This window comes from Mesorhizobium newzealandense (assembly GCF_042682145.1).
Classification (GTDB): domain Bacteria; phylum Pseudomonadota; class Alphaproteobacteria; order Rhizobiales; family Rhizobiaceae; genus Mesorhizobium; species Mesorhizobium newzealandense.
The window spans coordinates 1-20,480 of record NZ_JBHUGZ010000027.1; the positions used below are offsets into that span (position 1 = coordinate 1).

At 64.5% G+C, this 20,480-nt stretch carries 20 protein-coding genes and 1 pseudogene; 4 read left to right on the forward strand and 17 right to left on the reverse strand.

Annotation, left to right across the window (positions count from 1 at the left end; all coding sequences use genetic code 11):
- The 4 genes from ACFSOZ_RS31995 to ACFSOZ_RS32010 all read right to left on the reverse strand — a co-directional run.
- The coding region (locus ACFSOZ_RS31995) for an ABC transporter substrate-binding protein (protein WP_379104770.1) at positions 1-386 on the reverse strand (386 nt) is incomplete at its 3' end.
- 73 nt (positions 387-459) lie between these two features.
- Positions 460-657 (reverse strand): hypothetical protein, encoded by a 198-nt coding sequence (locus ACFSOZ_RS32000; protein ID WP_379104772.1) that lies wholly within the window; start codon positions 655-657, stop codon positions 460-462.
- Between the two features lie 52 nt (positions 658-709).
- Positions 710-1,651 (reverse strand): aminotransferase class I/II-fold pyridoxal phosphate-dependent enzyme, encoded by a 942-nt coding sequence (locus ACFSOZ_RS32005; protein ID WP_379104892.1) that lies wholly within the window; start codon positions 1,649-1,651, stop codon positions 710-712.
- A gap of 182 nt (positions 1,652-1,833) precedes the next feature.
- Complete coding sequence (locus tag ACFSOZ_RS32010) at positions 1,834-2,610, reverse strand: HpcH/HpaI aldolase family protein (protein WP_379101660.1); 777 nt, start codon at positions 2,608-2,610, stop codon at positions 1,834-1,836.
- 123 nt (positions 2,611-2,733) lie between these two features.
- Here ACFSOZ_RS32010 and ACFSOZ_RS32015 point away from each other — a divergent pair, with 123 nt between their 5' ends.
- Complete coding sequence (locus ACFSOZ_RS32015) at positions 2,734-3,825, forward strand: LLM class flavin-dependent oxidoreductase (RefSeq protein WP_379104775.1); 1,092 nt, start codon at positions 2,734-2,736, stop codon at positions 3,823-3,825.
- Positions 3,826-3,848: 23 nt separating this feature from the next.
- On the opposite strand, the gene ACFSOZ_RS32020 is transcribed toward ACFSOZ_RS32015, so the two are convergent.
- From ACFSOZ_RS32020 to ACFSOZ_RS32080, 13 genes and pseudogenes are all read right to left on the reverse strand, one after another.
- Positions 3,849-4,244: a RidA family protein gene (locus ACFSOZ_RS32020; RefSeq protein WP_379104778.1), complete on the reverse strand. Its 396-nt coding sequence runs from the start codon at positions 4,242-4,244 to the stop codon at positions 3,849-3,851.
- Between the two features lie 62 nt (positions 4,245-4,306).
- Positions 4,307-5,455: an acyl-CoA dehydrogenase family protein gene (locus tag ACFSOZ_RS32025; RefSeq protein WP_379104781.1), complete on the reverse strand. Its 1,149-nt coding sequence runs from the start codon at positions 5,453-5,455 to the stop codon at positions 4,307-4,309.
- Positions 5,455-6,267, reverse strand: coding sequence for an enoyl-CoA hydratase family protein (locus ACFSOZ_RS32030; protein ID WP_379104783.1), 813 nt, complete (start codon positions 6,265-6,267; stop codon positions 5,455-5,457). The genes ACFSOZ_RS32025 and ACFSOZ_RS32030 overlap by 1 nt, the downstream gene beginning before the upstream one ends.
- Positions 6,264-6,734, reverse strand: a complete 471-nt coding sequence (locus ACFSOZ_RS32035; RefSeq protein WP_379104786.1) for a MarR family winged helix-turn-helix transcriptional regulator — start codon at positions 6,732-6,734, stop codon at positions 6,264-6,266. Before ACFSOZ_RS32035 ends, ACFSOZ_RS32030 begins: the two co-directional genes overlap by 4 nt.
- Positions 6,728-7,501: an SDR family NAD(P)-dependent oxidoreductase gene (locus tag ACFSOZ_RS32040; protein WP_379104789.1), complete on the reverse strand. Its 774-nt coding sequence runs from the start codon at positions 7,499-7,501 to the stop codon at positions 6,728-6,730. The genes ACFSOZ_RS32035 and ACFSOZ_RS32040 overlap by 7 nt, the downstream gene beginning before the upstream one ends.
- Entirely contained in the window at positions 7,498-9,792 is a 2,295-nt protein-coding gene (locus ACFSOZ_RS32045) for a bifunctional salicylyl-CoA 5-hydroxylase/oxidoreductase (RefSeq protein ID WP_379104792.1), read from the reverse strand. The genes ACFSOZ_RS32040 and ACFSOZ_RS32045 overlap by 4 nt, the downstream gene beginning before the upstream one ends.
- A 140-nt stretch (positions 9,793-9,932) precedes the next feature.
- Positions 9,933-10,532 carry a VOC family protein gene (locus tag ACFSOZ_RS32050; RefSeq protein WP_379104795.1) on the reverse strand — a complete coding sequence of 200 codons (600 nt, stop codon included), beginning with the start codon at positions 10,530-10,532 and terminating at the stop codon, positions 9,933-9,935.
- Positions 10,533-10,610: 78 nt separating this feature from the next.
- A complete protein-coding gene (locus ACFSOZ_RS32055) occupies positions 10,611-11,447 on the reverse strand; it encodes an ATP-binding cassette domain-containing protein (RefSeq protein WP_379104798.1) in 837 nt (278 codons plus the stop codon).
- Positions 11,440-12,318: an ABC transporter ATP-binding protein gene (locus ACFSOZ_RS32060; RefSeq protein WP_379104801.1), complete on the reverse strand. Its 879-nt coding sequence runs from the start codon at positions 12,316-12,318 to the stop codon at positions 11,440-11,442. The genes ACFSOZ_RS32055 and ACFSOZ_RS32060 overlap by 8 nt, the downstream gene beginning before the upstream one ends.
- Positions 12,315-13,163, reverse strand: coding sequence for an ABC transporter permease (locus ACFSOZ_RS32065; RefSeq protein WP_379104804.1), 849 nt, complete (start codon positions 13,161-13,163; stop codon positions 12,315-12,317). Before ACFSOZ_RS32065 ends, ACFSOZ_RS32060 begins: the two co-directional genes overlap by 4 nt.
- Positions 13,156-14,164 (reverse strand): annotated as a pseudogene (locus tag ACFSOZ_RS32070) (ABC transporter permease). The gene ACFSOZ_RS32065 and the pseudogene ACFSOZ_RS32070 overlap by 8 nt, the downstream one beginning before the upstream one ends.
- A 90-nt stretch (positions 14,165-14,254) precedes the next feature.
- A complete protein-coding gene (locus ACFSOZ_RS32075) occupies positions 14,255-15,784 on the reverse strand; it encodes an ABC transporter substrate-binding protein (RefSeq protein WP_379104806.1) in 1,530 nt (509 codons plus the stop codon).
- A gap of 109 nt (positions 15,785-15,893) precedes the next feature.
- Positions 15,894-17,468, reverse strand: a complete 1,575-nt coding sequence (locus ACFSOZ_RS32080) for a phytoene desaturase family protein (RefSeq protein WP_379104807.1) — start codon at positions 17,466-17,468, stop codon at positions 15,894-15,896.
- Positions 17,469-17,587: 119 nt separating this feature from the next.
- Here ACFSOZ_RS32080 and ACFSOZ_RS32085 point away from each other — a divergent pair, with 119 nt between their 5' ends.
- Genes ACFSOZ_RS32085 through ACFSOZ_RS32095 form a run of 3 tightly spaced genes read left to right on the forward strand, consistent with a single transcriptional unit; the run spans position 17,588 to position 20,448 of the window.
- Complete coding sequence (locus ACFSOZ_RS32085; protein ID WP_379104809.1) at positions 17,588-18,379, forward strand: cyclase family protein; 792 nt, start codon at positions 17,588-17,590, stop codon at positions 18,377-18,379.
- Positions 18,380-18,394: 15 nt separating this feature from the next.
- Positions 18,395-19,966 (forward strand): phytoene desaturase family protein, encoded by a 1,572-nt coding sequence (locus ACFSOZ_RS32090; RefSeq protein WP_379104812.1) that lies wholly within the window; start codon positions 18,395-18,397, stop codon positions 19,964-19,966.
- The gene (locus ACFSOZ_RS32095) at positions 19,966-20,448 is read left to right on the forward strand and encodes a MarR family winged helix-turn-helix transcriptional regulator (RefSeq protein WP_111544741.1); all 483 of its coding nucleotides are present in this window, start codon (positions 19,966-19,968) and stop codon (positions 20,446-20,448) included. The genes ACFSOZ_RS32090 and ACFSOZ_RS32095 overlap by 1 nt, the downstream gene beginning before the upstream one ends.
- The last annotated feature ends 32 nt before the right edge of the window (positions 20,449-20,480 follow it).

A 20,480-nucleotide genomic window follows, 5' to 3' on the forward strand; every position in this document is an offset into this window, starting at 1 on the left:
TCGGCCTTGATCGGGCTGTCGGTCTTGGTGGCGATGCCCATGTCGGAATCATAATAGGGCTGCGTGAACGACTGCGACTTCAGCCGCTCGGCCGTGATGGTGATCGAGGAGATGGCGACGTCGATGCGCTTCGAGGTTGTGGCGGCGAACAGCGCCTGGAAACCGAGGTCGGCGATGTCGGTGGTCATGCCGATGCGCTTGGCGGCTTCGTTGACGATGTCGACTTCAAAACCCTCGAAGGTACCGCTCTCGTTCTTGTACTCGAAGGGCGGATTGGTCGGATAGGCGCCGACATTCAGCACATCGGCGGCATAGGCGGTGGCGGGGCCGGCGGCGATGCCGATAGCGGCGGCGAGAAGAAGCAGGTTGCGACGCGTGAAGCTCATCTGTGTTCCCTCTGTTGTTGATCGGGCGGGTTGGTCCCGCACGGTTTTTTGCCGCCCCACCTCCGGCAGGGCGTCAATTCATGGCCGCGACCATGCGGTCGAGCGCGGTCGCTATCTCTTTGCGTTCTCGGCACACGCACATCCGCAGGAAGGCCGTTGCCGAACTGCCGAACAGATGGCCGGGCGCCAGCCCGACGCGCGCCGTCTCCAGAATTCTGGCGCAGGCGCGACGTGCGTCGCTCTCACCCTCCATGGCAAAGAAGGCATACATGCCGCCGCGCGGTTTCGCAGGCAGTATGATGCCCGGAATCTGCGCCAGCCGGTCATAGGCGAGGTCGAGGCCGGTTCTGATCCGTTTGCCTGATCTCCTCGACCAGCGGCTCGCCCTGGCGGATCGCCGCGACGGCACCCGCCTGGATAGGGGCTGCGGTGCCGCTGTTGACATATTGCGTCATGGCGCCGAGCTGGTCGGCCACTCCCGAAGGATGCGTCAGCCAGCCGATACGCCAGCCGGTCATCGCCCAGGCCTTGGAGAAGCTGTTGACTGAAAGCACCCGGTCGCCATCCTCGGCGATCTGCAGGATCGAGGGAGCAACATCGCCATCGAAATAGAGCCGGCCGTAGACCTCGTCGGAGATGATCCAGATGCCGGTGCGCCGGCTGAAGTCGAGCAGCGCGCGCATCTCCTCGGCTGATGCGGTCCAGCCGGTCGGGTTGGACGGCGTCGACAGGAAGATCGCCCGCGTGCGGGCGTCGCATGTGGCGAACAGCCGGTCGAGGTCGAGCTGCCAGTCGCCCCTGTAGTCGAGCGAAAACGGCCGTGGCTCGCCGCCGATCAGGTGGATGGCGTTGTGGATGTTGGGCCATTGCGGCGCGACATAGACGACGTTGGTGCCGGTATCGACCAGCAGTTCCAGCGCCAGATACAGCGCCTGCATGCCGCCCGGCGTGACCGTGGTGCGCGCGACCGGGATCGGCCGGCCATGGATGCGCGTCTGGTACTCCGACAGCGCTTCATTCAACGGCCCGTGGCCGCGCATGTTGGGAACGTAGAACGTCAGGCCTTCGTCGAAGGCCGCCTTGGCGGCATCGCGGATGAAAGCGGGCGTCACCATGTCACCTTCGCCGTACCAGAGCGCGATGACGTCGCCGAGTTCGCGCGCCCGCACGGCAAGGTTGGCGATGTTCTCGGTGTGTAGGTCACGAATTTGGGCGCGCACGCCATCGAAAGCATAGCGCGCACTGGACGATGACTGGGGCAGCATGAACGACAAGGACTGAAACCCCTCCCACCGGAGCACCACGATGGACTGCCGGCAAGCCCGTCCGGCACCGCCGTCGCCATCGATTTTGGAATGCTTATCCAAAGTGCGGCGCTTTTCAAGGTGAAAGTTTTAAGCTTAAAAAGTTTGGTCGGCCTGTTGCCCTGTCGATACGCCTTTTCGCGCTAGCTGCGCCCGTCTCGCACCAGTTCGGCACGCGCAGCGGAGGTGCTGGCGGCAGCGCCCGCCCCGAGAAACATCGTGTCACTGGCCAGCACGAAGAAGCTGGCCCCGATGGCTGCCCACTTGGCCGCGTCCTGCGGCTTTGCGCAGAAGATGCCTGACGCCCTGCCGTGAGCAACCGTCACGCCGATGATCCTGCGGATCGCCTCGGTGAGCTTGTCGGCACCTTTCGGTCCGATCGCATCGATCGACACCGAAAGATCGCCGGGACCAACGAAGATCACGTCGACACCGTCGACGGCGGCGATCGCCTCGATGTTGGCCAACCCTTCTGATGTCTCGACCTGGACCGCGACGACGATCCTGTCATTGGCGCCGGCAAGATATTCGGGAATGCGATAGCCATAGCCGGCGGCACGGCCGGGTCCGACGCCACGCTCGCCCTGCGGCGGATAGCGCGAGGCTTTGACGACCAAGGCAGCCTGGGCGGCGGTCGAGACGCGTGGGACGAGTACGCCTTGCGCGCCGCTGTCCAGCGCCGCCTGGATGGCTTCCGGTGCATGGCCGGGAACGCGCACCATCGCCGGCAGGCGATGCACGTCGGCCGCGCGCACCATGGTCTCGATCATGTCGCGCGAGATTTGGGCATGCTCCCAGTCGATGCAGAGGAAATCGAGGCCGGACTGCGCCATCACCTCGACCGCGACGGGATGGGGAATGGCCACAAAGGAACCGACGAGGTTCGCCTTGCCGATGCATTTCTGGCGGAACTCGCTCATGCCCATCCCCTTTCTCGCGCAGCCGGAATCCATATCCGCAAACGGCGGTCGCGCGAAGCTATTTCAGGCTTGAAATATTTTCGCGCGGGCCTAGCGTGTGCTCTCCCGCCGCGAGTTCCAGACATGATCAAAGCGCATCCCCTGCACGGCCCGAACAAACTGAAACTCGGCGTCTTTTCGACCAATGCCGATGGCGGGCTTGCCATCACCGATGTGCCGGAACGCTGGACGGCGAGTTGGCAGGACAATCTGACGGCGGCGCAGATCGCCGACCGCGCCGGGCTGGAATTCATGCTGCCGATCGCCCGCTGGCGCGGCTTCGGCGGCCGCAACAAGGTGCGCGAGTGGTCGTTCGAGACCTTCACCTGGGCGGCGGCGCTTGCCACGGCCACCGAGCAGATCGGCCTGTTCATGACCGTGCACGTGCCGCTGGTGCATCCGCTCTACGCCGCCAAGGCGCTGGCGACGGTCGACCATATCAGCCAGGGCCGCGCCGGCCTCAACATCGTCTGCGGCTGGAACCCGAAGGAATTCGGCATGTTCGGCACGCCGCTGGTCGAGAAGGGCTACGACCAGGCGGCCGAATGGATCGAAATCCTCGAAAGGCTTTACGCGTCGGCCGAGCCTCTCGACTATGAAGGCAGCTACTACACCCTCGAGGAGGCGGTGAGCCGGCCGGCCAGTCTGCAAGTTCCGCGCCCGGTGACGATGAACGCCGCTTTCGGCGGGCCCGGCCGCGATTTCGCCGCCGCCAGATGCGACTACCTGTTCACGACTTTTTCCGAGATGAGCGATGCCGGCAAGCACGTCGCCGACATACGCGAGCGCGCCGACAAGGTGGGCCGCGATGTCGGCGTCTACACGGTGGCACATGTCGTGTGCCGCCCGACGATGGAAGAAGCGCGGGCCTACTACACGCGCTATGCCGTTGATATGGCCGACCATGACGCGGTCGATGCCCATATGGCCGGCAAGAAGGAATTCTCGCAATCGCACGACCCACACGCCTATGACCGCTACCGGCAGCGTTTCGCCGGCGGCGCCGGCACCTATCCGCTGATCGGCACGCCGGAAACGATTGCCGCCGACATGATCGCCATTGCCGAGCAGGGCTATCAAGGGATCGCGCTGTCCTTCGTCAACTACACACAGGAGCTGCCCTATTTCTGCGATCACGTATTGCCCATTCTGAGGAAGGCTGGGCTTCGCGAATAATTTATTCCGGAATAACCAATTGGTTATTCCGGAATGACCGCCGTGGCCTGGATCTCCACCTTGGCCCGGTCCTCGACCAGCGCCATCACTTGCATGGCGGCCATCGCCGGAAAATGCCGGCCGATGACCTCACGATAGGCCTCGCCGATACCCCTGAGGTTGGCGAGGTATTCGGCCTTGTCGGTGAAATACCAGGTCATCGAGGTGATGTGCTGCGGACCGGCGCCGGCCTCGGCCAGCACCGCCACGATGTTCAGAAGTGTCTGCCGCACCTGGCCGACAAAGTCGTCGGTTTCGAACTGGCACTGCCCGTTCCAGCCGACCTGTCCGCCGACGAAGATGAGCTTGCCGCGCGCCGCGACGCCATTGGCGTAGCCGACCGGTTTCGCCCAGCCTTCCGGCTGCAGGATCTCGTGCATTCAAAACCTCCCGGTAGTCCAAAACCCAAGTCTCAATATCGAATGCCGTCAATTCTTGCGGGTCAGGCAGCGCCCATCACTTGCCGCGCAATCACCACTTTCTGCACGTCAGAGGCACCCTCGTAGATGCGCAGCGCGCGGATCTCGCGATAAAGGCTTTCGACGATGTGACCCTTGCGAACGCCGTCGCCGCCATGCAGTTGTACGGCCTTGTCGATCACCTCTTGCGCCTTGTCGGTGGCGAACAGCTTGGCCATCGCCGCTTCGCGGGTGACGCGCGCGGCGCCCATGTCCTTGGTCCAGGCGGCGCGATAGACCAGCAGCGCTGCCGCATCGACATCGAGCGCCATGTCGGCGATATGACCCTGCACCATCTGCAGTTCGGCCATCGGCGCGCCGAACAGCTTGCGCTCGGCCACACGCTTGATGCTTTCATCGAGCGCGCGGCGGGCAAAGCCGAGCGCTGCCGCACCGACAGTCGAGCGGAACACGTCGAGCACCGACATGGCGATGCGGAAGCCGTCGCCCGGTCTGCCGATCAGCGCCGCGGCGGGGAGACGGACCTTGTCGAACGACAGGCGTGCCAGCGGATGCGGCGCGATCACTTCGAGGCGTTCGGCGATGCCAAGGCCCTTGGCGTCGCCCGGCACGAGGAAAGCAGAAAGCCCCTTGGCGCCCGGTGCCTCGCCGGTACGGGCAAAGACGACATAGAGATCGGCGATGCCGCCATTGGAGATCCAGGTCTTCTCGCCAGACAGGACATAGCTGTCGCCGTCGCGGGTCGCCGTCATTTCCGTGTTTGCGACGTCCGATCCGGAGCGTGGTTCCGACAGGGCGAAGGCGGAAATCGCCTTGCCGGCGCGTGTCTTTGCCAGCCATTGCTGCTGCTCGGGCGAGCCGAACAGGCTGAGCGCGCCGGTGCCTAGCCCTTGCATGGCGAAGGCGAAATCGGCGAGCCCATCATGGCGGGCGAGCGTCTCGCGCGTGATGCACAGCGTGCGCACGTCGAGTGGTCCCGGATTGTTTGTATCGAGCGCTGTCGGCTTGAGCCAGCCGTCACTGCCGAGCTTGCCCACCAGCTCGCGGCAGGCGGCATCGACGTCATGGTGGGCGACCGGCAGGTTTGTCGTGCACCATGCGTCAAGCCGTTCGGCCAGTTCGCGATGACGATCCTCGAAGAACGGCCAGGAGAGGAAACTCTTGTCAGCCATCAATTGCCCTCGAACACCGGCTTTTCCTTGGCCACGAACGCCTTGTAGGCGCGCTCGAAATCGCGCGTCTGCATGCAGATCGCTTGCGCCTGCGCTTCGGCCTCGATCGCCTGGTCGAGACCCATCGACCATTCCTGGTTGAGCTGCGTCTTGGTGATGCCGTGGGCGAAGGTCGGGCCGGAGACGATGCGCGCCGCCATATCGAGCGCGTCGCCTTCGAGGGAGGAAGCATCGACCAGCCGGTTGTAGAACCCCCAGCGCTCGCCTTCCGCCGCCGTCATCGTGCGACCGGTGTAGAGCAGCTCGGCGGCGCGGCCCTGGCCGATGATGCGCGGCAGGATCGCACAGGCGCCCATGTCGCAGCCGGCAAGGCCGACGCGGGTGAACAGAAATGCCGTCTTGGCTTCCGGCGTGGCGATGCGGATATCGGAGCTCATGGCGACAATGGCGCCGGCGCCGACCGCAACGCCGTCGACCGCCGCAATGATCGGCTTGCCGCAATTCAGCATTGCCTTGACGAAATCGCCGGTCATGCGGGTGAAGGCGAGAAGTTCCTTCATGTCCATCTTGACCAGCGGCCCGATGATGTCGTGGACATCGCCGCCGGAGCAGAAATTGCCACCATTGGAGAGGAACACCACGGCATCGACGTCGTCGGCATAGACGAGGTCGCGAAACGTGTCGCGCAACTCGGCGTAGCTCTCGAAAGTCAGCGGGTTCTTGCGCTCGGGCCGGTCGAGCCGAACCTTTGCGATCCTGCCTTCGACTTCCCAGAGGAAGTGCTTCGGCTTGCGGCCGGCCATTCCGGTCATTCGCGTCCCTCCCAGTTGCTGCGGAACGAGGTCAGCATGCCGGTCAGCCGGCGCGCGTCGTCCTCGCTTACCTTGCCCAGCAATTCACCGATCCAGCCTTCATGCGCCGCGGCGATGATGCCGAAAGACCTCACACCTTCCTCGGTCAGCCGCACCATCGACGTGCGACGGTCGCCGTTGCGCCTCGCGCGGGCGACAAGTCCCTCTGATACGAGCCGGTCGACGATGCCTGTGACATTGCCGTTGGACACCAGCAGGAAGCGCGACAGGTCGCTCATCAGCATGCCTTCCGGCGCGCGATAGAGCGCCGCCATCACGTCGAAGCGCGGCAGCGTCGTGTTGAACTCCTTCTTCAGGCGCTCACGCAGCTCGGCCTCGATCGTGCGCGAGGCACGCAGCAGCCTTATCCACAGGCGCAAGCGGTCCTTGCCGGGTCCCGTCGGCGCGGGCAGGGGTCCGGCTACCATGTTTCGCCTCCTGAGATGGAAATCGTCTGTCCGGTGATCGATTGGGCGGCATTGCCACACAGCCACAGCACGGCGGCGGCAATTTCTTGCGGCTGGATGAAGCGACCTTGCGGGTTGGTCGAGGCGAGGCTCGACCGCGCCTGCTCGGCCGAGCGGCCGGTCTTTTCGATGATGCGCTGGATGGACTCCTCCAGCATCTCGGTCTCGACGAAACCCGGGCATACCGCGTTGACGGTGACGCCGGATTTGGCCGTCTCGGCCGCCAGGGCCCGCATCAGGCCGACGACGCCGTGCTTGGCGGCGACATAGGGCGCGACGTAGGCGTAGCCCTTCAGGCCGGCGGTGGAAGCAATGAACACGATCCTGCCCGTCTTCCGCGCGGCCATGCCGGCCAGCGCCGGCTTCACCGTCAGGAAGGCTCCGGTCAGGTTGACGTCGAGCGTCCGCTGCCAGTCGGCAAGGGTGGTCTTGTGCGCCGCTACGCTGCCGGCCATGCCGGCATTGGCGACGACGATGTCGATCGGCCCGCGCGCGGCTTCCTCCGTCTCATAGAGAGACGCCATGGCCGCCTCGTTGGTGACGTCGGCGGCAATGCCGAAGATGCGGTCGCTTTCGCCAGCCACCTTGGCGAGCTCCGCCTGGCGGCGGCCGCAAATGGTCACGTCGATGCCCGCATCCGCCAGCGCCAGCGCGATCGCCCGACCGACGCCGGAGCCGCCGCCGGTGACCAGCGCATGCTTGCCGGAGATCGCTGTCGCGGCCGTCATACTTTCAGCCCCGCCGCGGCGTCGCGTTCGGCCAGCCGATAGAGCTGGTCGCGTCCGGGCAGATAAGGGTCCGGCCATTTGACGCCGCGGTCGCCGAGCGTCACGGCGGCATGCAGCGTCCAATAGGGATCGGCGAGGTGCGGCCGTGCCAGCGCGACGAGATCGGCGCGGCCGGCCATCAGGATCGAATTGACATGGTCCGGCTCGTAGATGTTGCCGACCGCCATTGTCGCCATGCCGACCTCGTTGCGGATGCGGTCGGAGAACGGCGTCTGGAACATGCGGCCGTAGACCGGCTTTGCCAAGGCCGAGGTCTGGCCGGCCGAGACGTCGCAGATATCGACGCCGGCCTCATGCAGCAGCCGCGCGATCTCGACCGCATCGGCCGGCGTCACGCCCTCGATGCCGACCCAGTCATTGGCCGAAATGCGCATCGAGATCGGCTTCTCCGCCGGCCAAGCAGCGCGCACCGCACGGAAGATTTCCAGGGGGTAGCGCATGCGGTTTTCGAGCGAACCGCCATAGGCGTCGGTGCGCCGGTTGGTGACCGGCGTGATGAAGGACGACAGGAGGTAGCCGTGCGCGGCGTGGATCTCGAGCATGTCGAAGCCGCAGCGATCGGCCATTTCGGTCGAGGCCACGAATTCATCACGCACCTTGTCCATGTCGGCGCGATCCATCGCCTTCGGCACCTGGTTCTGCGGCGACCACGCCACGGCCGATGCCGCCATGACCGGCCAGTTGCCCGAGCCCAGCGGCACGTCGGTGCCTTCCCAGCCGAGCCGGGTCGAACCCTTGGCGCCGGAATGGCCGATCTGGGCGCAGATCTTCGCCTCGGTCTCGGTGTGGACGAAATCGACCAGCCGCTTCCACGCCACCTCATGCTCTGGCGCATAGAACCCGGGACAGCCTGGTGTGATGCGCCCCTCGGGACTGACGCAGGTCATCTCGATGTAGATGAGACCGGCGCCGCCCTTGGCGCGCTCGGCATAATGGGTGAAATGCCAGTCGGTCGGGCAGCCGTCGACGGCCTTATACTGCGCCATTGGTGAGACGACGATGCGGTTTTGCAGCGCCATGTCGCGCAGCTTGAACGGCGCGAACATCGGCGGACGACGCAGGCTGTTGCCGCCGGCACCCGCCTGGCGCTGGAACCATTCCTCCGCGCCGCCCAGCCATTCGGCATCGCGCAGCCGCAAATTCTCGTGGCTGATGCGCTGCGAGCGGGTCAAAAGCGAATAGTTGAATTGCACCGGATCGAGGCCGAGATAGCGCTCGACCTCCTCGAACCATTCGAGCGAATTGCGCGCCGCCGACTGCAGCTTGAGCACCTCGGTGCGGCGGGCATCCTCATATTTGCGGAACGCGGCGTCGAGGTCCGGCTCGGATTCGACATACTCGGCCAGCGCCACCGCACTTTCCAGCGCCAGCTTGGTGCCCGAGCCGATCGAGAAATGCGCCGATGCCGCCGCATCGCCCATCAACGCCAGATTCTTGTAGGACCAGCGCTCGCATAGCACGCGCGGGAAATTGATCCAGGCCGAGCCACGGATGTGGTTGGCATTGGTCATCAGCGCGTGGCCGCCGAGATGCCTGGCAAAGATGCGCTCGCAGACCGCGATCGATTCCTGCTGCGACATCGCGCCGAAGCCGAAGGCCTGCCAGGTCTGTTCGCTGCACTCCACGATGAACGTCGCGGTGTCGCTGTCGAACTGGTAGGCATGCGCCCACACCCAGCCATGCTCCGTCTTCTCGAAGATGAAGGTGAAGGCGTCGTCGAATTTCTGGTTGGTGCCCAGCCAGACGAACTTGCATTTACGGGTGTCGATGTCGGGCTTGAAGATGTCGACGAAGGTGTTGCGCGCCCTGGAGTTCAGGCCGTCGGCGGCGACGACCAGGTCATGCGTCTCCATGTAAGGCTTGGGGTCGGCGATGTCGGTCTCGAACATCAGCTTGACGCCGAGTTCGCGCGCGCGCCGCTGCAGCAGGACCAGCAGCCGCTTGCGGCCGATGCCGCAGAAGCCGTGGCCGGTCGAAACCGTGCGCACGCCGTCATGGATGACTGCGATATCGTCCCAATAAGCGAAATGCTTCTTGATCCAGACGGCACTGACCGGATCGTTCTTCGACAGATTGTCGAGCGTCTCGGCCGACAGCACGACGCCCCAGCCGAACGTATCGTCGGCGCGGTTGCGCTCGAACACCGTCACGTCATGCGCGGCGTCCCTCAGCTTCATGGAAATGGCAAAGTAGAGGCCGGCTGGTCCGCCGCCGAGAACCGCAACCTTCATCTGTGCGATCTCCTCTTCGCTTGCTGGCTTCAGTATCGCGCCGGAGGTAAATTATTTCAAGCTTAAAGTTTCACGTTGAAACGATTATCCGGAGATGACGTAGGCGCGCTTGCGTGTCATCGCGCAAGCACGCCCTCCAATCATTTTTCCGGGTTCTTTGGGCTCCACAGCACGGTCTCCGCGCCTTTCTCATAGGCCATCCCGTCGGGATAGCTGATCGCCTCCAGCTGCAGGCCCCAGGGCGCCTGGAAGTAGAGGATGGTCTGGCCGGCGGCTGGCCCTTCCTTAACCGGCAGCGGCCCCATGCGCGTCTTGACGCCCTTGCCATCGAGATATGCCTTGGCCGCTGCGACATCGTCGACATAGAAGGCGATGTGGAAGCCGCCTATGTCGCTGTTCTTCGGCGTCAGGTCCTTCTGGTCGGGCGCGGTGTATTTGAACAACTCGATGTTCGATCCATAGCCGCAGCGGACCATGGTGACCTGCTCGATCACCGCTTTCGGATCGACACCCAGCAGATCCTGCATGAAGGTGCCCTTGTCGTCGGCGAACGGGCCGAACGACATCGCCTTCTTGCAGCCGACCACTTCGGTGAAGAAGTCGACCGCCTGCTTCATGTCGGGGACCGTAATGCCGGTGTGATCGTGGCCGCGCATGCCGGGTATCGAGCTGGCGGCGGCCATGCCGGCGCCGCCAAGCACAGCGGCGGCGAGCGTTGCGTTTCGAAGTATCGTCTTCATGTCAGTCCTCCTCCATTGGCGGGACTTGGGTCACGCCGGTCGCACGTCCGAAGCCCGCTTTTCGGCATGCGTATGCGTTCATGTCGGCGCCTTGGCAGCGGAAGGGATGTCCAGCCACCCGGCATCGATTTCCGGCAGCGGAATGGCTGAGATCAGGTCGCGCGTATAAGCCTGCCTTGGGTTGTCGAACAAGGCATCGGTAGCGCTGGCTTCGACGATCACACCTTCGCGCATGACGATCACTTGCCGGCACAGCCGCCGGATGACAGACAAATCGTGGCTGATGAAGGCAACGGTCAGGCCCATCTCGGCCGCAAGCTTTTCCAGCAAGGTCAGGATCTGCGCCTGCGTCGACACGTCGAGGCCGGAGACGATCTCGTCGGCGAGCACGAATTTCGGCGACAGCGCCAGCGCGCGCGCAATGCCGACGCGCTGGCGCTGCCCGCCCGACAGTTCGTGGCGATAGCGGCTGGCGAAGCTTTGCGGCAGGCCGACACGCTGCAGTGCCTCGGCGACGCGGGTCTTCAGATTGTCGCCAAGGCCGTTCTGCTTGAGCGGCGCGGCGATGATGCTGGCGATGGTGCGGCGCGGATTGAGCGACGACATCGGATCCTGGAAGATCATCTGCAGGTTGCGGCGCAGTGGCCTGAGCTCCGCCTCCGGCAGATGCGTGATATCGCGGCCATCGAAGCTGACGCTGCCGGCGCTGGGCTCCAAAAGCCGCACTAGGGCACGGCCGAGTGTAGACTTGCCCGATCCGGATTCGCCGACGATGCCGGTCACCGAGCCCCTGGGCAGGTCGAAATCCAGGCCCTTCAGAATCTCGGCCAGCGGCGCGCGGCCGATCAATGGCTTGCGCGTCATGTCGGGCAAAGCGACCTTCAGCCCGCTTACGGAAAACAGTGGCTCAGCCATCGGGCCGCCTCCAGTCCCGGTCGGCAGCGGCGATCTCCGCGGCCAGTCCGGCCAGCACCGCCTCGTCCACCGGCTTCAGCGAGGCGAATGGGTCGGTGTAGCGCGGCGTGGCAGCCATCAGCGCTCGTGTGTAGGGGTGCTGCGGCGCGGCGAAGAGGGCTGCCGTTTCGGCTTCCTCCACCACCTTGCCGGCATAAAGCACCGAGACTTTCTGGCTGATCTTGGCGACGACGCCGAGATCATGGGTGACGAACAGGATCGCGGTGCCGTGTTCGCGCTGCAACTGCACGATCAGCCGCAGGATCTGCTTTTGCACGGTGACGTCGAGTGCAGTCGTGGGCTCGTCGGCGACGATCAGCCGTGGTTCGGCGGCGAAGGCGGCGGCAATCAGCACCCGCTGGCGCATGCCGCCGGACAGCTCGTGCGGATAGCTTTTCAGCACGCGGTCAGGGTCGCGGATCTGCACCTCGTCCAGCAACTGGCGAATTCGGGTATCGGCCCTCTCGCCGCTCCAGCCGAGGATGCGCACCAGCCGGTCGGTCATCTGCGGGCCGATGCGGCGCGACGGGTTGAGCGCGGTCAGCGGGTCCTGCGGGATCAGCGCCGTGCGTGCGCCGATCAGCGTGCGCCTTGCCTTTGGCTGCAGCCTGCCGAGGTCTTCGCCCTCAAGCCTTATATCACCCTCGACGATGCGCACACTCGACGGCAGCACGCCAAGCACCGCCTTGCCGATCATCGTCTTGCCGGCGCCGCTCTCGCCAACCAGCGCGCGAACCTCGCCCGGTTGAACGGCGAGCGACACCGAGCGCAGCACGCGCTGGCCGTTCGGCAGCACGGCGCTCAAGCCGCTGATGTCGAGACAGGCGCTCATCGCAGCACCGGGTCGAAACGCGTCTTCAGCGCCTCGCCGAACTGGCTGAACGACAGCACGGTCAGGATCAGCGTGATCAGCGGAAACACCAGCACCCACCAGGCCTGATGGATCGACAGCCGGCCCTCGGCGATGATGCCGCCCCAGGTCGGATCGTCGGTCGAGATCGACAGATTGACGAAGGACAGGATCGCCTCGACGATGACGGCGATGCCCATTTCCAGCGACAGCAGCGCGACGATCGACGGCACCACATTGGGCAGCACTTCGCGCAGCATGATGCCGATGCGGCCATAGCCGGCGATGCGGGCATTCTCGACATAGTCCATGCGCGACTGGCCCATCGCTTCGGCGCGGATCACCCGGCAGAAGCGCGTCCAGTCGATGACGGCGATGGCGATGATGACGGAACTCAGGCCGGTGCCGAGCACGGCGACCAAAAGGATGGCGAACAGCACCGGCGGAAACGCCATCCAGACATCGACGATGCGCGAGATGATGCGGTCGGCCCAGCCGCCGAAATAACCTGATATCAGACCGAGCGTCGAGCCGACCAGGCACGCGCCGATAGAAGCTGCGAAGGCGACGATGAAGGCGATGCGGGCGCCGAAGATCAGCCTGGACAGAAGATCGCGGCCGAGGCTGTCGGTGCCGAGCCAGTAACCGGGCTCGGCGCCGCTCATCCAGAACGGCGGCAGCCGCTCCAGCATCAAATCCTGCGCCAGCGGGTCCTGCGGCGCGACCAGCGGTGCGAGGATCGCCGCCAGCAGCGCCAGCAGCAGCCAGCCGCCGGCCAACCACAGGCGTGGGGATACGCGACGCCTAGGATCACGGACCTCATCCATGGCGCAGCCTCGGATTGAGCAGCGCATACATCATGTCGACGGTGAGGTTGATCAGCACGAACAGCAGCGCGAAGACCAGCACGATGCCCTGGATCAGCGGCAGGTCGCGGTTGATGACGGCATCGATCGCCATGTTGCCGAGGCCTTCATAGGAAAACAGCCGCTCAACGATGACCGTGCCGCCGATGAGGAAGGTGAACTGCACGCCGATAAGGGTCAGTGTCGGCAGGGCGGCATTCTTCAGCGCCTCGCGCAGGATGACCTGCGTTTCCGAAAAAACCCTTGACCCGCGCCAGCACGACATAGTCGAGATCGAGCACTTCCTTCAGCGACTGTTTCAACAGCTGCGAGATGATTGCCGCCAGTGGCAGCGCCAGCGCAACGGCCGGCATCAGCATGTGCTTCAAGAGATCCCACGTCAGGTCGAAGCGCAGCCGAAGCAAGCTCTCGAACAGGTAGAACTGGGTGACGAAGGGCAGGTCGAGCTGCGGCGACACCCGGCCGGAAATGTCGAAGATCGGCACCAGCACGCCAAACAAAAGGATCAGCACCAGGCCCCACAGGAAATCGGGAATGGAAAGCGCCGCACCGCTGGCGATGTCGATGCTGGCTTCGACCGCCGTGCCGCGCTCGCGCGCGCCGAGGATCGCCGTGGTGCCGCCGATCGTCATCGCCATGACGAGGGCAACGATGGCAAGTTCAAGCGTCGCCGGCAGCCGATTGAAGACAAGGCCGAGCACATCCTGCCGCAGCGAGATCGAGGTGCCGAAATCGCCTCTAACGACGCCGGACAGCCAGATGAAGAACTGTTGCACGATGGTCTTGTCGAGACCGTAGAGTGCGCGCAGCCGGGCGATGTCGGCATCCGTGGCGCCGGGCGGCAACATCATCGCGATCGGATCGCCCGGCGCGACGCGGATCACGACAAAGACGACGACGGCCACGCCGAACAGCGTCACCAGCATCGTCAGAAGACGGATCAGGAATCTTTGCAGGAGCATGTAAATCTTTGCAGGAGCCCGCAGGCTCGAATGCCTGTTGGAAAATGCGCGCCGTCGCTGGCGACGGCGCGCGGCAATCCCGGGTCGATATCAGGCCGGGGTCATCAGAGCAGGCAGCAACGCGCCGGACACATGCTGGACGACATTGACGCCCTTGGCATGCACGATCGGCTGCGCGTATTGGATCAGCGGCAGCACATAGGCCTGCTCGGCGATGTATTTGTCGACCGCTTTCCAGCCGGCGATGCGCTTGGCCTCGTCCTTCTCTCCCCACAGCGGGTTGATCATGTCGATCAGGTCCTGGCTGTCCCACACCGAATGCGGGCTCGGGCCATACATGGCAAAGCCGGTCGAGGTGGTCGGATCGCCGATCGCGTTGCCCCAGTTGTAGAAGGCGGCCGGTGCCAGCTTGTCGGCAGCGCGCAGCTCGTAATGCTTGGCGATCTCGTAGACTTCGATCGTCGCCTCGATGCCGACCTTGCGCCACATGCCGACGATCGCCTGGATCATCTCATAGTCCTTGGGCTTGAAGCCCTTGGTCGTCTGTATGGTGAACTTGACCGGCTTTTCCGGCGAATAGCCGGAGGCGGCGAGCAGTTCCTTGGCCTTTTCCGGATTGTGCTCGACCTTGATCGACGCATCGTAGGCCGTGTATTCCGGCGTCTCCAGCGTGTCGATCGGCTGGCCATAGCCGCGCAGCAGGCGGTCGACCAGCAGCTTCTTGTCGACGGCCATCACCGCCGCCTGGCGGACGTTCTTGTCCAGCATCGCTTCGATGTCGTTGAAGAAGATCATGCCGATGTCGGAGACGTTCTTGCACGAGCCGGCCAGCCCGTCCTTGGCGATCAGCCGGTCATACTCCTCATAGGGAATTTCGAGCGTCACCTGCGAGGAACCGGACTCGATTTCGGCAACGCGGCTCGCCGCGTCGGTGACGAACTTGATCGTGACGTTCTCGAAGGCCGGCTTGCCACCCCAGTAGTTCGGATTGGCCTTCAGCCGCAGGAAGGCGTTGCGCTCGAACTTTTCCACCATGTAGGGACCGGTGCCGATCGGCGCCTTCTCGAAACCTTCGGCACCCACCTTCTCATAATAGGCCTTCGGCATGATGTAGCCGGTCAGGAACGACATCCATTTGAAATACACCGGGTCGAACTGCACGACATCGCCAGTGATCTTGTTGCCGTCGATCTTGAAGTTGTTGACGTTCTTCCAGACGAACTGGATCGGGTTGCCGGTCTTTTCGTCGCCCGCCCGCTGCAGCGACCAGACCACGTCTTCGGGTGTGAATGGCGAGCCGTCATGCCAGGTCACGCCTTCGCGCACCGTCATCGTGATCTTGGTCCGGTCGTCGTTCCAGCCCCATTCGGTGAGCAGGCCGGGCGCGAAGGACAGGTCTGGCTTCTGCGGGATGAACTGGTCGAACACCGACTGGTAGAGCCCCTGGATCGTCGGATTGACCGCCGAAGGCCCGGTGGTCGGATCCCAGGACGGCAGGTTGACGTTGTAGGCGATCGTCAGTTCGCCGGCAGCTGCCTTGGCAATCTGCGGCAGGCCGACGGCGGCCACTCCAAGTGCCGCGGCACTGTATCCGAGCAATTCGCGTCTGTTGATTGTCATGGTCGTTCCCCTTGTTGGTTTATTGTCTTTGCGCAGCAATCTCAGTTTGGTTCAGGCTCCTCGGGCAGCAGCGCCTTGCCCTCCTTCACTTCCAAGAAATCTTCGGCTCCTACCTCCCGCCAAGCTGTTGGGCGAGCATGTAACCCGAGGCGGCACCCGTGCCGGCGCCCGGCCATGTCGCGGCACCCGTGAGGTGCAGATGCGCAACCGGTGTGTTCCAGCCGGCGAAGCCGCGCGCCGGGCGAAACAGGAAATTCTGCGCCAGGTGGTGGCTGCCGCAGACCTGGTCGCCGCCGACGAGGTTCGGGTTCTCGCGCTCCAGGTCGATCGGCGAAAACACCGCCCGGCCGAGGATATTGTTTCGCAGGCCGGGCGCGTAGCTCTCGATGATGTCAAGAACGCGCTCGGCGTAGTCGTCCTTGACCTTGTCCCAATGCGCGGGTGCGATCCTGCCGGCCGCGTCGCCGAGGATTTCGGCGGGCAGCATGCGCACCTGCACCCACAGCGCGTGTTTGCCTTCGGGCGCTCGCGTCGGATCGATCGCTGTCGGCTGGCCGACGACCAGCACCGGTTCGTCCGGCAGTATGCCCGCCATCGCCTGCTGATAGGTGCTCGACATGGCATCGAGCGACGGCGACAGATGCACATAGGCAAACTGCCGCAATTCGGCGCCGGCACGCCAGTCCGGCAGGTCGTCGAGCGCCAGATGGATCATCATCGTGCCCGGCGCGTGGCGAAATTTTTTCATCGCCGTGTCGAAGCTGGCGTTACCGGACCCATGGGGCAGCAACTTGCCGGTCAGCGCCTTGGGCGCGACGCCGGCAATGACCGCCTTGGTGGCGGTATGGATTTCACCGGAAGCGAGCCGCACGCCGGTCGCCTTGCCGGCGGAAGCCGTGATTTCGGCCACTTCGGCGCCAGTGACGATCTTGCCGCCGGCTGACGTCACCATACCCGACAGCGCCCGAATGATGGTATCTGCCCCACCCTTGCCCAGCACCATGCCGAAACTCTGGTTGGCCATCGATTCCAGATAGGGGAACACGGCACCGCCGGCGATGTCGGGGGCGAAGTCGAGATGCATGCCCCAGGTGGCGAGCGTTGCCCGCACATGGGCTGACTCGAAAGTCTCCTCCAGCCAGGCGCGTGGCGATGACAGCAGCAGTCGTCCTGTGTCGAGCGCGCCGGACACACCCTTCTTGCGCCACAGGTTCCACGCGGTGCCGGCAAGCGCGCGGGCGCTCATCGGCGATCCCAGCAGCCGGAACAGATGCTCGGCCTCCGCGGGAAAGGCGGCAACCAGCCTGCGCCATGTCGCGGCATCGGCGGCGGAGAAGGCGGCCATGCGCGACGCGGTCTTTTCCAGGTCGTTGCTGACGCCGAACCAGCGTCCGTCGGGGAAGGCGGTGGCGAAACAGTCGGCGACCGGCGCGAACTCCAGCCCTTGGCGGTTCAATTCATTTGCATATTTCCGGTGGAAGGCCGAGCCGGCAAACAGGCTCAGATTCATCGCGCCGAAATCGTGACGGAAACCCGGAAGGGTGAATTCGCGGGTCTGGACGGCGCCGCCGATTGTTCCACTGCGCTCGAAAATCCCGGTTTTCCAGCCTTTGAGCGCCAGATGCGCGGCGCATGCCAGACTGTTGTGGCCCGCCCCGACAAAGATGGCGTCGAACTCGCTCACGCCCCGTTCCCATTTCCTTTATGCTTAAAGATAATTGCAGATGCATATGTTTTCGTCTAGTAGGATATTAAGGGCCGAGACGAGCCTTGATCATCATCGACAAAGAGGGAACAGAGACCATGGACACGCAAAAACTCCTCGGCGAAGTCGCCGGCCAGCTCCTTTCAGGCGCCATCAAGGTGGTCGACCTGTCGGCGCCGCTCGGGCCCGATACGCCGCTGATCAAGCTGCCGCCGGAACTCGCCGTCGACACGCCGAAGGTCGAAATCCATAGCATCTCCCGCTATGACAAGAACGGCCCGTGGTGGGCATGGAACTGGCTGAAGCTCGGCGAACATTCGGGCACGCATTTCGACGCGCCGCAGCATTGGATCACCGGCAAGGATTATCCGGACGGCGCCACCGACACCATTCCGGCGCAGAACTTCGTCGGCCCGGTCAATGTCATCGACTGCTCGAAGGAAGCCGCCGCCGACCACGACTTCCTGCTCACCGTCGACCACATCAAGGCATGGGAAGCCAAGCATGGCGCGATCAATGCCGGGGAGTGGGTGGTGATGCGCACCGACTGGTACAAGCGCAACGGCTCCGAAGCCGAGTTCCTCAACGCCAACGAGACCGGCCCGCACACCCCCGGACCGACCGCCGAAGCCATCCAGTTCCTGATCAGCAAGGATATCAAGGGCTGGGGCAGCGAGACGATCGGCACCGACGCCGGCAAGGCCGGCGGCATGGAGCCGCCATTCCCGGCGCACACGCTGATGCACAAGGCCAACCGCTACGGACTTGCCAGCCTCTGCAACCTCGATCAGCTGCCGCCGAAGGGCGCCATCCTGATCGCGGCACCGCTCAAGATCGAGCACGGCACCGGCAGCCCGATCCGCGCTCTGGCGCTTGTGTCGAAGGGCTAAGCGAAAGCGTCTGACGTGAGCCAGCCGGATCACATCATCGTCGGCAGCGGCATCAACGCGCTGGTCTGCGCGGCGATACTTGGCGGCAAGGGCGCGAAGGTGCTCGTACTCGAGCGCAACGACCGCATCGGCGGTTGTATGCGCACCGAGGAGATCACCGCGCCCGGCTTCATCCATGACGTGATGGCGACGACCTTCGTGCTGTTCATCACCTCGCCGGCCTTTGCCGCCCTTGGCGCCGACCTCGCTAGGCACGGGCTGGAGTTCTGCCACACCGGCACGCCGACCGGCGTGCTGCGACCGGACGGCAGCCATGCCGTACTGCGCACCGACCGCGCCGCCAACATTGCCGCCCTCAACGCCATCGCGACGAACGACGGCGACCGGCATGCAGATGACGTCGGCAGCATCGAACGCAACGCCGGCCTGTTGTTCGGCCTGCTCGGCGGCAGCCTGTGGTCCTATCCGACGGCGAAGCTGCTGGCCGGCGATGCCTGGCGGCGTAGCCCGCGTGGTCTTGCCGCCTTTCTCGGCGAAGCGCTGGTGCCGGCGCGCGGCTGGCTGGAAAGCACCTATCAGTCCGAGACCGTCCGCGCGTTGTGGGCGCCCTGGGTGCTGCATGCCGGGCTTGGACCCGAGGATGCCTTCTCCGGTCAGATCGCCAAGGTCATCGCTTTCGCGCTGGAGGCCGCCGGCGCGCCGATCGTCAAGGGCGGGACGAAGAACCTGCTGTCAGCCTTCGAGGCGCTCATCACCGAGCGCGGTGGTGTCATCTCCACGGAAGCGGACGTTGCCTCCATCATCCTGAATGGGGGCCGCGCCACCGGCGTGCGGCTGGCCTCGGGCGAAACGGTCAATGCGAAGAAGAGCGTTATCTGCTCAGTGACGCCGACGCAGCTTTATGGCCGGCTGCTCGGCAGCGAGGCTCCCAAAGCCGATGTCGAGGCGACGCGGAAATTCCGCTACGGCAAAGGCAATTTTCAGATTCACTACGCTCTGGACAAGCCGCCGGCGTGGCGGGGCGAAGGCCTGGACAAGGTGGCGCTGCTGCACCTGACGCCGGGACTGGATGGCGTGTCGAAAGCCTGCAACGAGGCGGCGCGCGGCATGCTGCCGGAAGTGCCGACCATCTGTGTCGGCCAGCCGCATGCGCTCGATCCGTCGCGCTGCCCGCAGGGCAAGGCGATCCTGTGGCTGCAACTGCCCGAGGCACCGCGGCATATCAAGGGCGACGCCGCCGGCACGCTGCGGACACCGGCGGACGGTCAGTGGACCGAGGCGCTGCGGGAAGCCTATGCCGACCGCGCCGAGACCATCCTCGCCAGCCATATCGACGGCTTCAAGGACAGCATCATCGGGCGCCGTGCCTATTCGCCGGCTGATCTGGAAGCGATGAACATCAATCTGGTTGGCGGCGACCCCTATGGCGGATCCTCGACCATCGACCAGTCGTTCCTGTGGCGGCCGTTCAAGACCAGCCGCAACCACCAGACCGGCATCAAAAACCTCTACCACATCGGCGCTTCGACCCATCCGGGTGCGGGTCTGGGCGGCGGTTCCGGCTTCCTTCTGGCGGGGAGGCTGTGATGGAACAGAAGGTCGCGGAAAAGCGCCAGCGCATTTCGACCTTGGGGCAGATCGGCCTGCAGCAGTTCGCGCCCTATCTGATGAATCGCATCATGGGCCGCTACAACGCCACCTTGCGCGACGATTTCCGCAAGCAGGGACTGACTATTCCGCAGGTCCGCACGCTGGCCGTGCTGTCGGTCACCGACGGCATCACCGTCAACGACCTCTCGGTCTACACGGTGATCGAGCAGTCTACCCTGAGCCGGACACTCGACACGCTGGAGGGCCAGGGCCTGGTGCGGCGCGAGCAGGGGGTCACCGACAGCCGCATCCGCCATGTCTTCCTGACCGACGATGGCCGCGCCGAGTTCACCCGCGCCTGGCCGGCCATGCACGACGCCTTCGAGGCGATGTTCGACGATATCGACGACGCCGAATATTCCGCGCTCATCGCCACGCTTTTGAAAATGCTCAAGAACATACGCAAGCACGACATCTAGACCTACGCGCCGCCAGCGCCGGGCGGCAACGG

Bases quoted from the DNA above. Each gene is read 5' to 3' on its own strand.
- ACFSOZ_RS32040 (WP_379104789.1), bottom strand. From the start codon at position 7,501: ATGACGGCCGCGACAGCGATCTCCGGCAAGCATGCGCTGGTCACCGGC.
- ACFSOZ_RS32020 (WP_379104778.1), bottom strand. From the start codon at position 4,244: ATGCACGAGATCCTGCAGCCGGAAGGCTGGGCGAAACCGGTCGGCTAC.
- ACFSOZ_RS32005 (WP_379104892.1), bottom strand. From the start codon at position 1,651: ATGCTGCCCCAGTCATCGTCCAGTGCGCGCTATGCTTTCGATGGCGTG.
- ACFSOZ_RS32000 (WP_379104772.1), bottom strand. From the start codon at position 657: ATGTATGCCTTCTTTGCCATGGAGGGTGAGAGCGACGCACGTCGCGCC.
- ACFSOZ_RS32045 (WP_379104792.1), bottom strand. From the start codon at position 9,792: ATGAAGGTTGCGGTTCTCGGCGGCGGACCAGCCGGCCTCTACTTTGCC.
- ACFSOZ_RS32015 (WP_379104775.1), top strand. From the start codon at position 2,734: ATGATCAAAGCGCATCCCCTGCACGGCCCGAACAAACTGAAACTCGGC.
- ACFSOZ_RS32035 (WP_379104786.1), bottom strand. From the start codon at position 6,734: ATGGTAGCCGGACCCCTGCCCGCGCCGACGGGACCCGGCAAGGACCGC.
- ACFSOZ_RS32065 (WP_379104804.1), bottom strand. From the start codon at position 13,163: ATGGATGAGGTCCGTGATCCTAGGCGTCGCGTATCCCCACGCCTGTGG.
- ACFSOZ_RS32055 (WP_379104798.1), bottom strand. From the start codon at position 11,447: ATGGCTGAGCCACTGTTTTCCGTAAGCGGGCTGAAGGTCGCTTTGCCC.
- ACFSOZ_RS32030 (WP_379104783.1), bottom strand. From the start codon at position 6,267: ATGACCGGAATGGCCGGCCGCAAGCCGAAGCACTTCCTCTGGGAAGTC.
- ACFSOZ_RS32085 (WP_379104809.1), top strand. From the start codon at position 17,588: ATGGACACGCAAAAACTCCTCGGCGAAGTCGCCGGCCAGCTCCTTTCA.
- ACFSOZ_RS32050 (WP_379104795.1), bottom strand. From the start codon at position 10,532: ATGAAGACGATACTTCGAAACGCAACGCTCGCCGCCGCTGTGCTTGGC.
- ACFSOZ_RS32060 (WP_379104801.1), bottom strand. From the start codon at position 12,318: ATGAGCGCCTGTCTCGACATCAGCGGCTTGAGCGCCGTGCTGCCGAAC.
- ACFSOZ_RS32025 (WP_379104781.1), bottom strand. From the start codon at position 5,455: ATGGCTGACAAGAGTTTCCTCTCCTGGCCGTTCTTCGAGGATCGTCAT.
- ACFSOZ_RS32010 (WP_379101660.1), bottom strand. From the start codon at position 2,610: ATGAGCGAGTTCCGCCAGAAATGCATCGGCAAGGCGAACCTCGTCGGT.
- ACFSOZ_RS32075 (WP_379104806.1), bottom strand. From the start codon at position 15,784: ATGACAATCAACAGACGCGAATTGCTCGGATACAGTGCCGCGGCACTT.
- ACFSOZ_RS32095 (WP_111544741.1), top strand. From the start codon at position 19,966: ATGGAACAGAAGGTCGCGGAAAAGCGCCAGCGCATTTCGACCTTGGGG.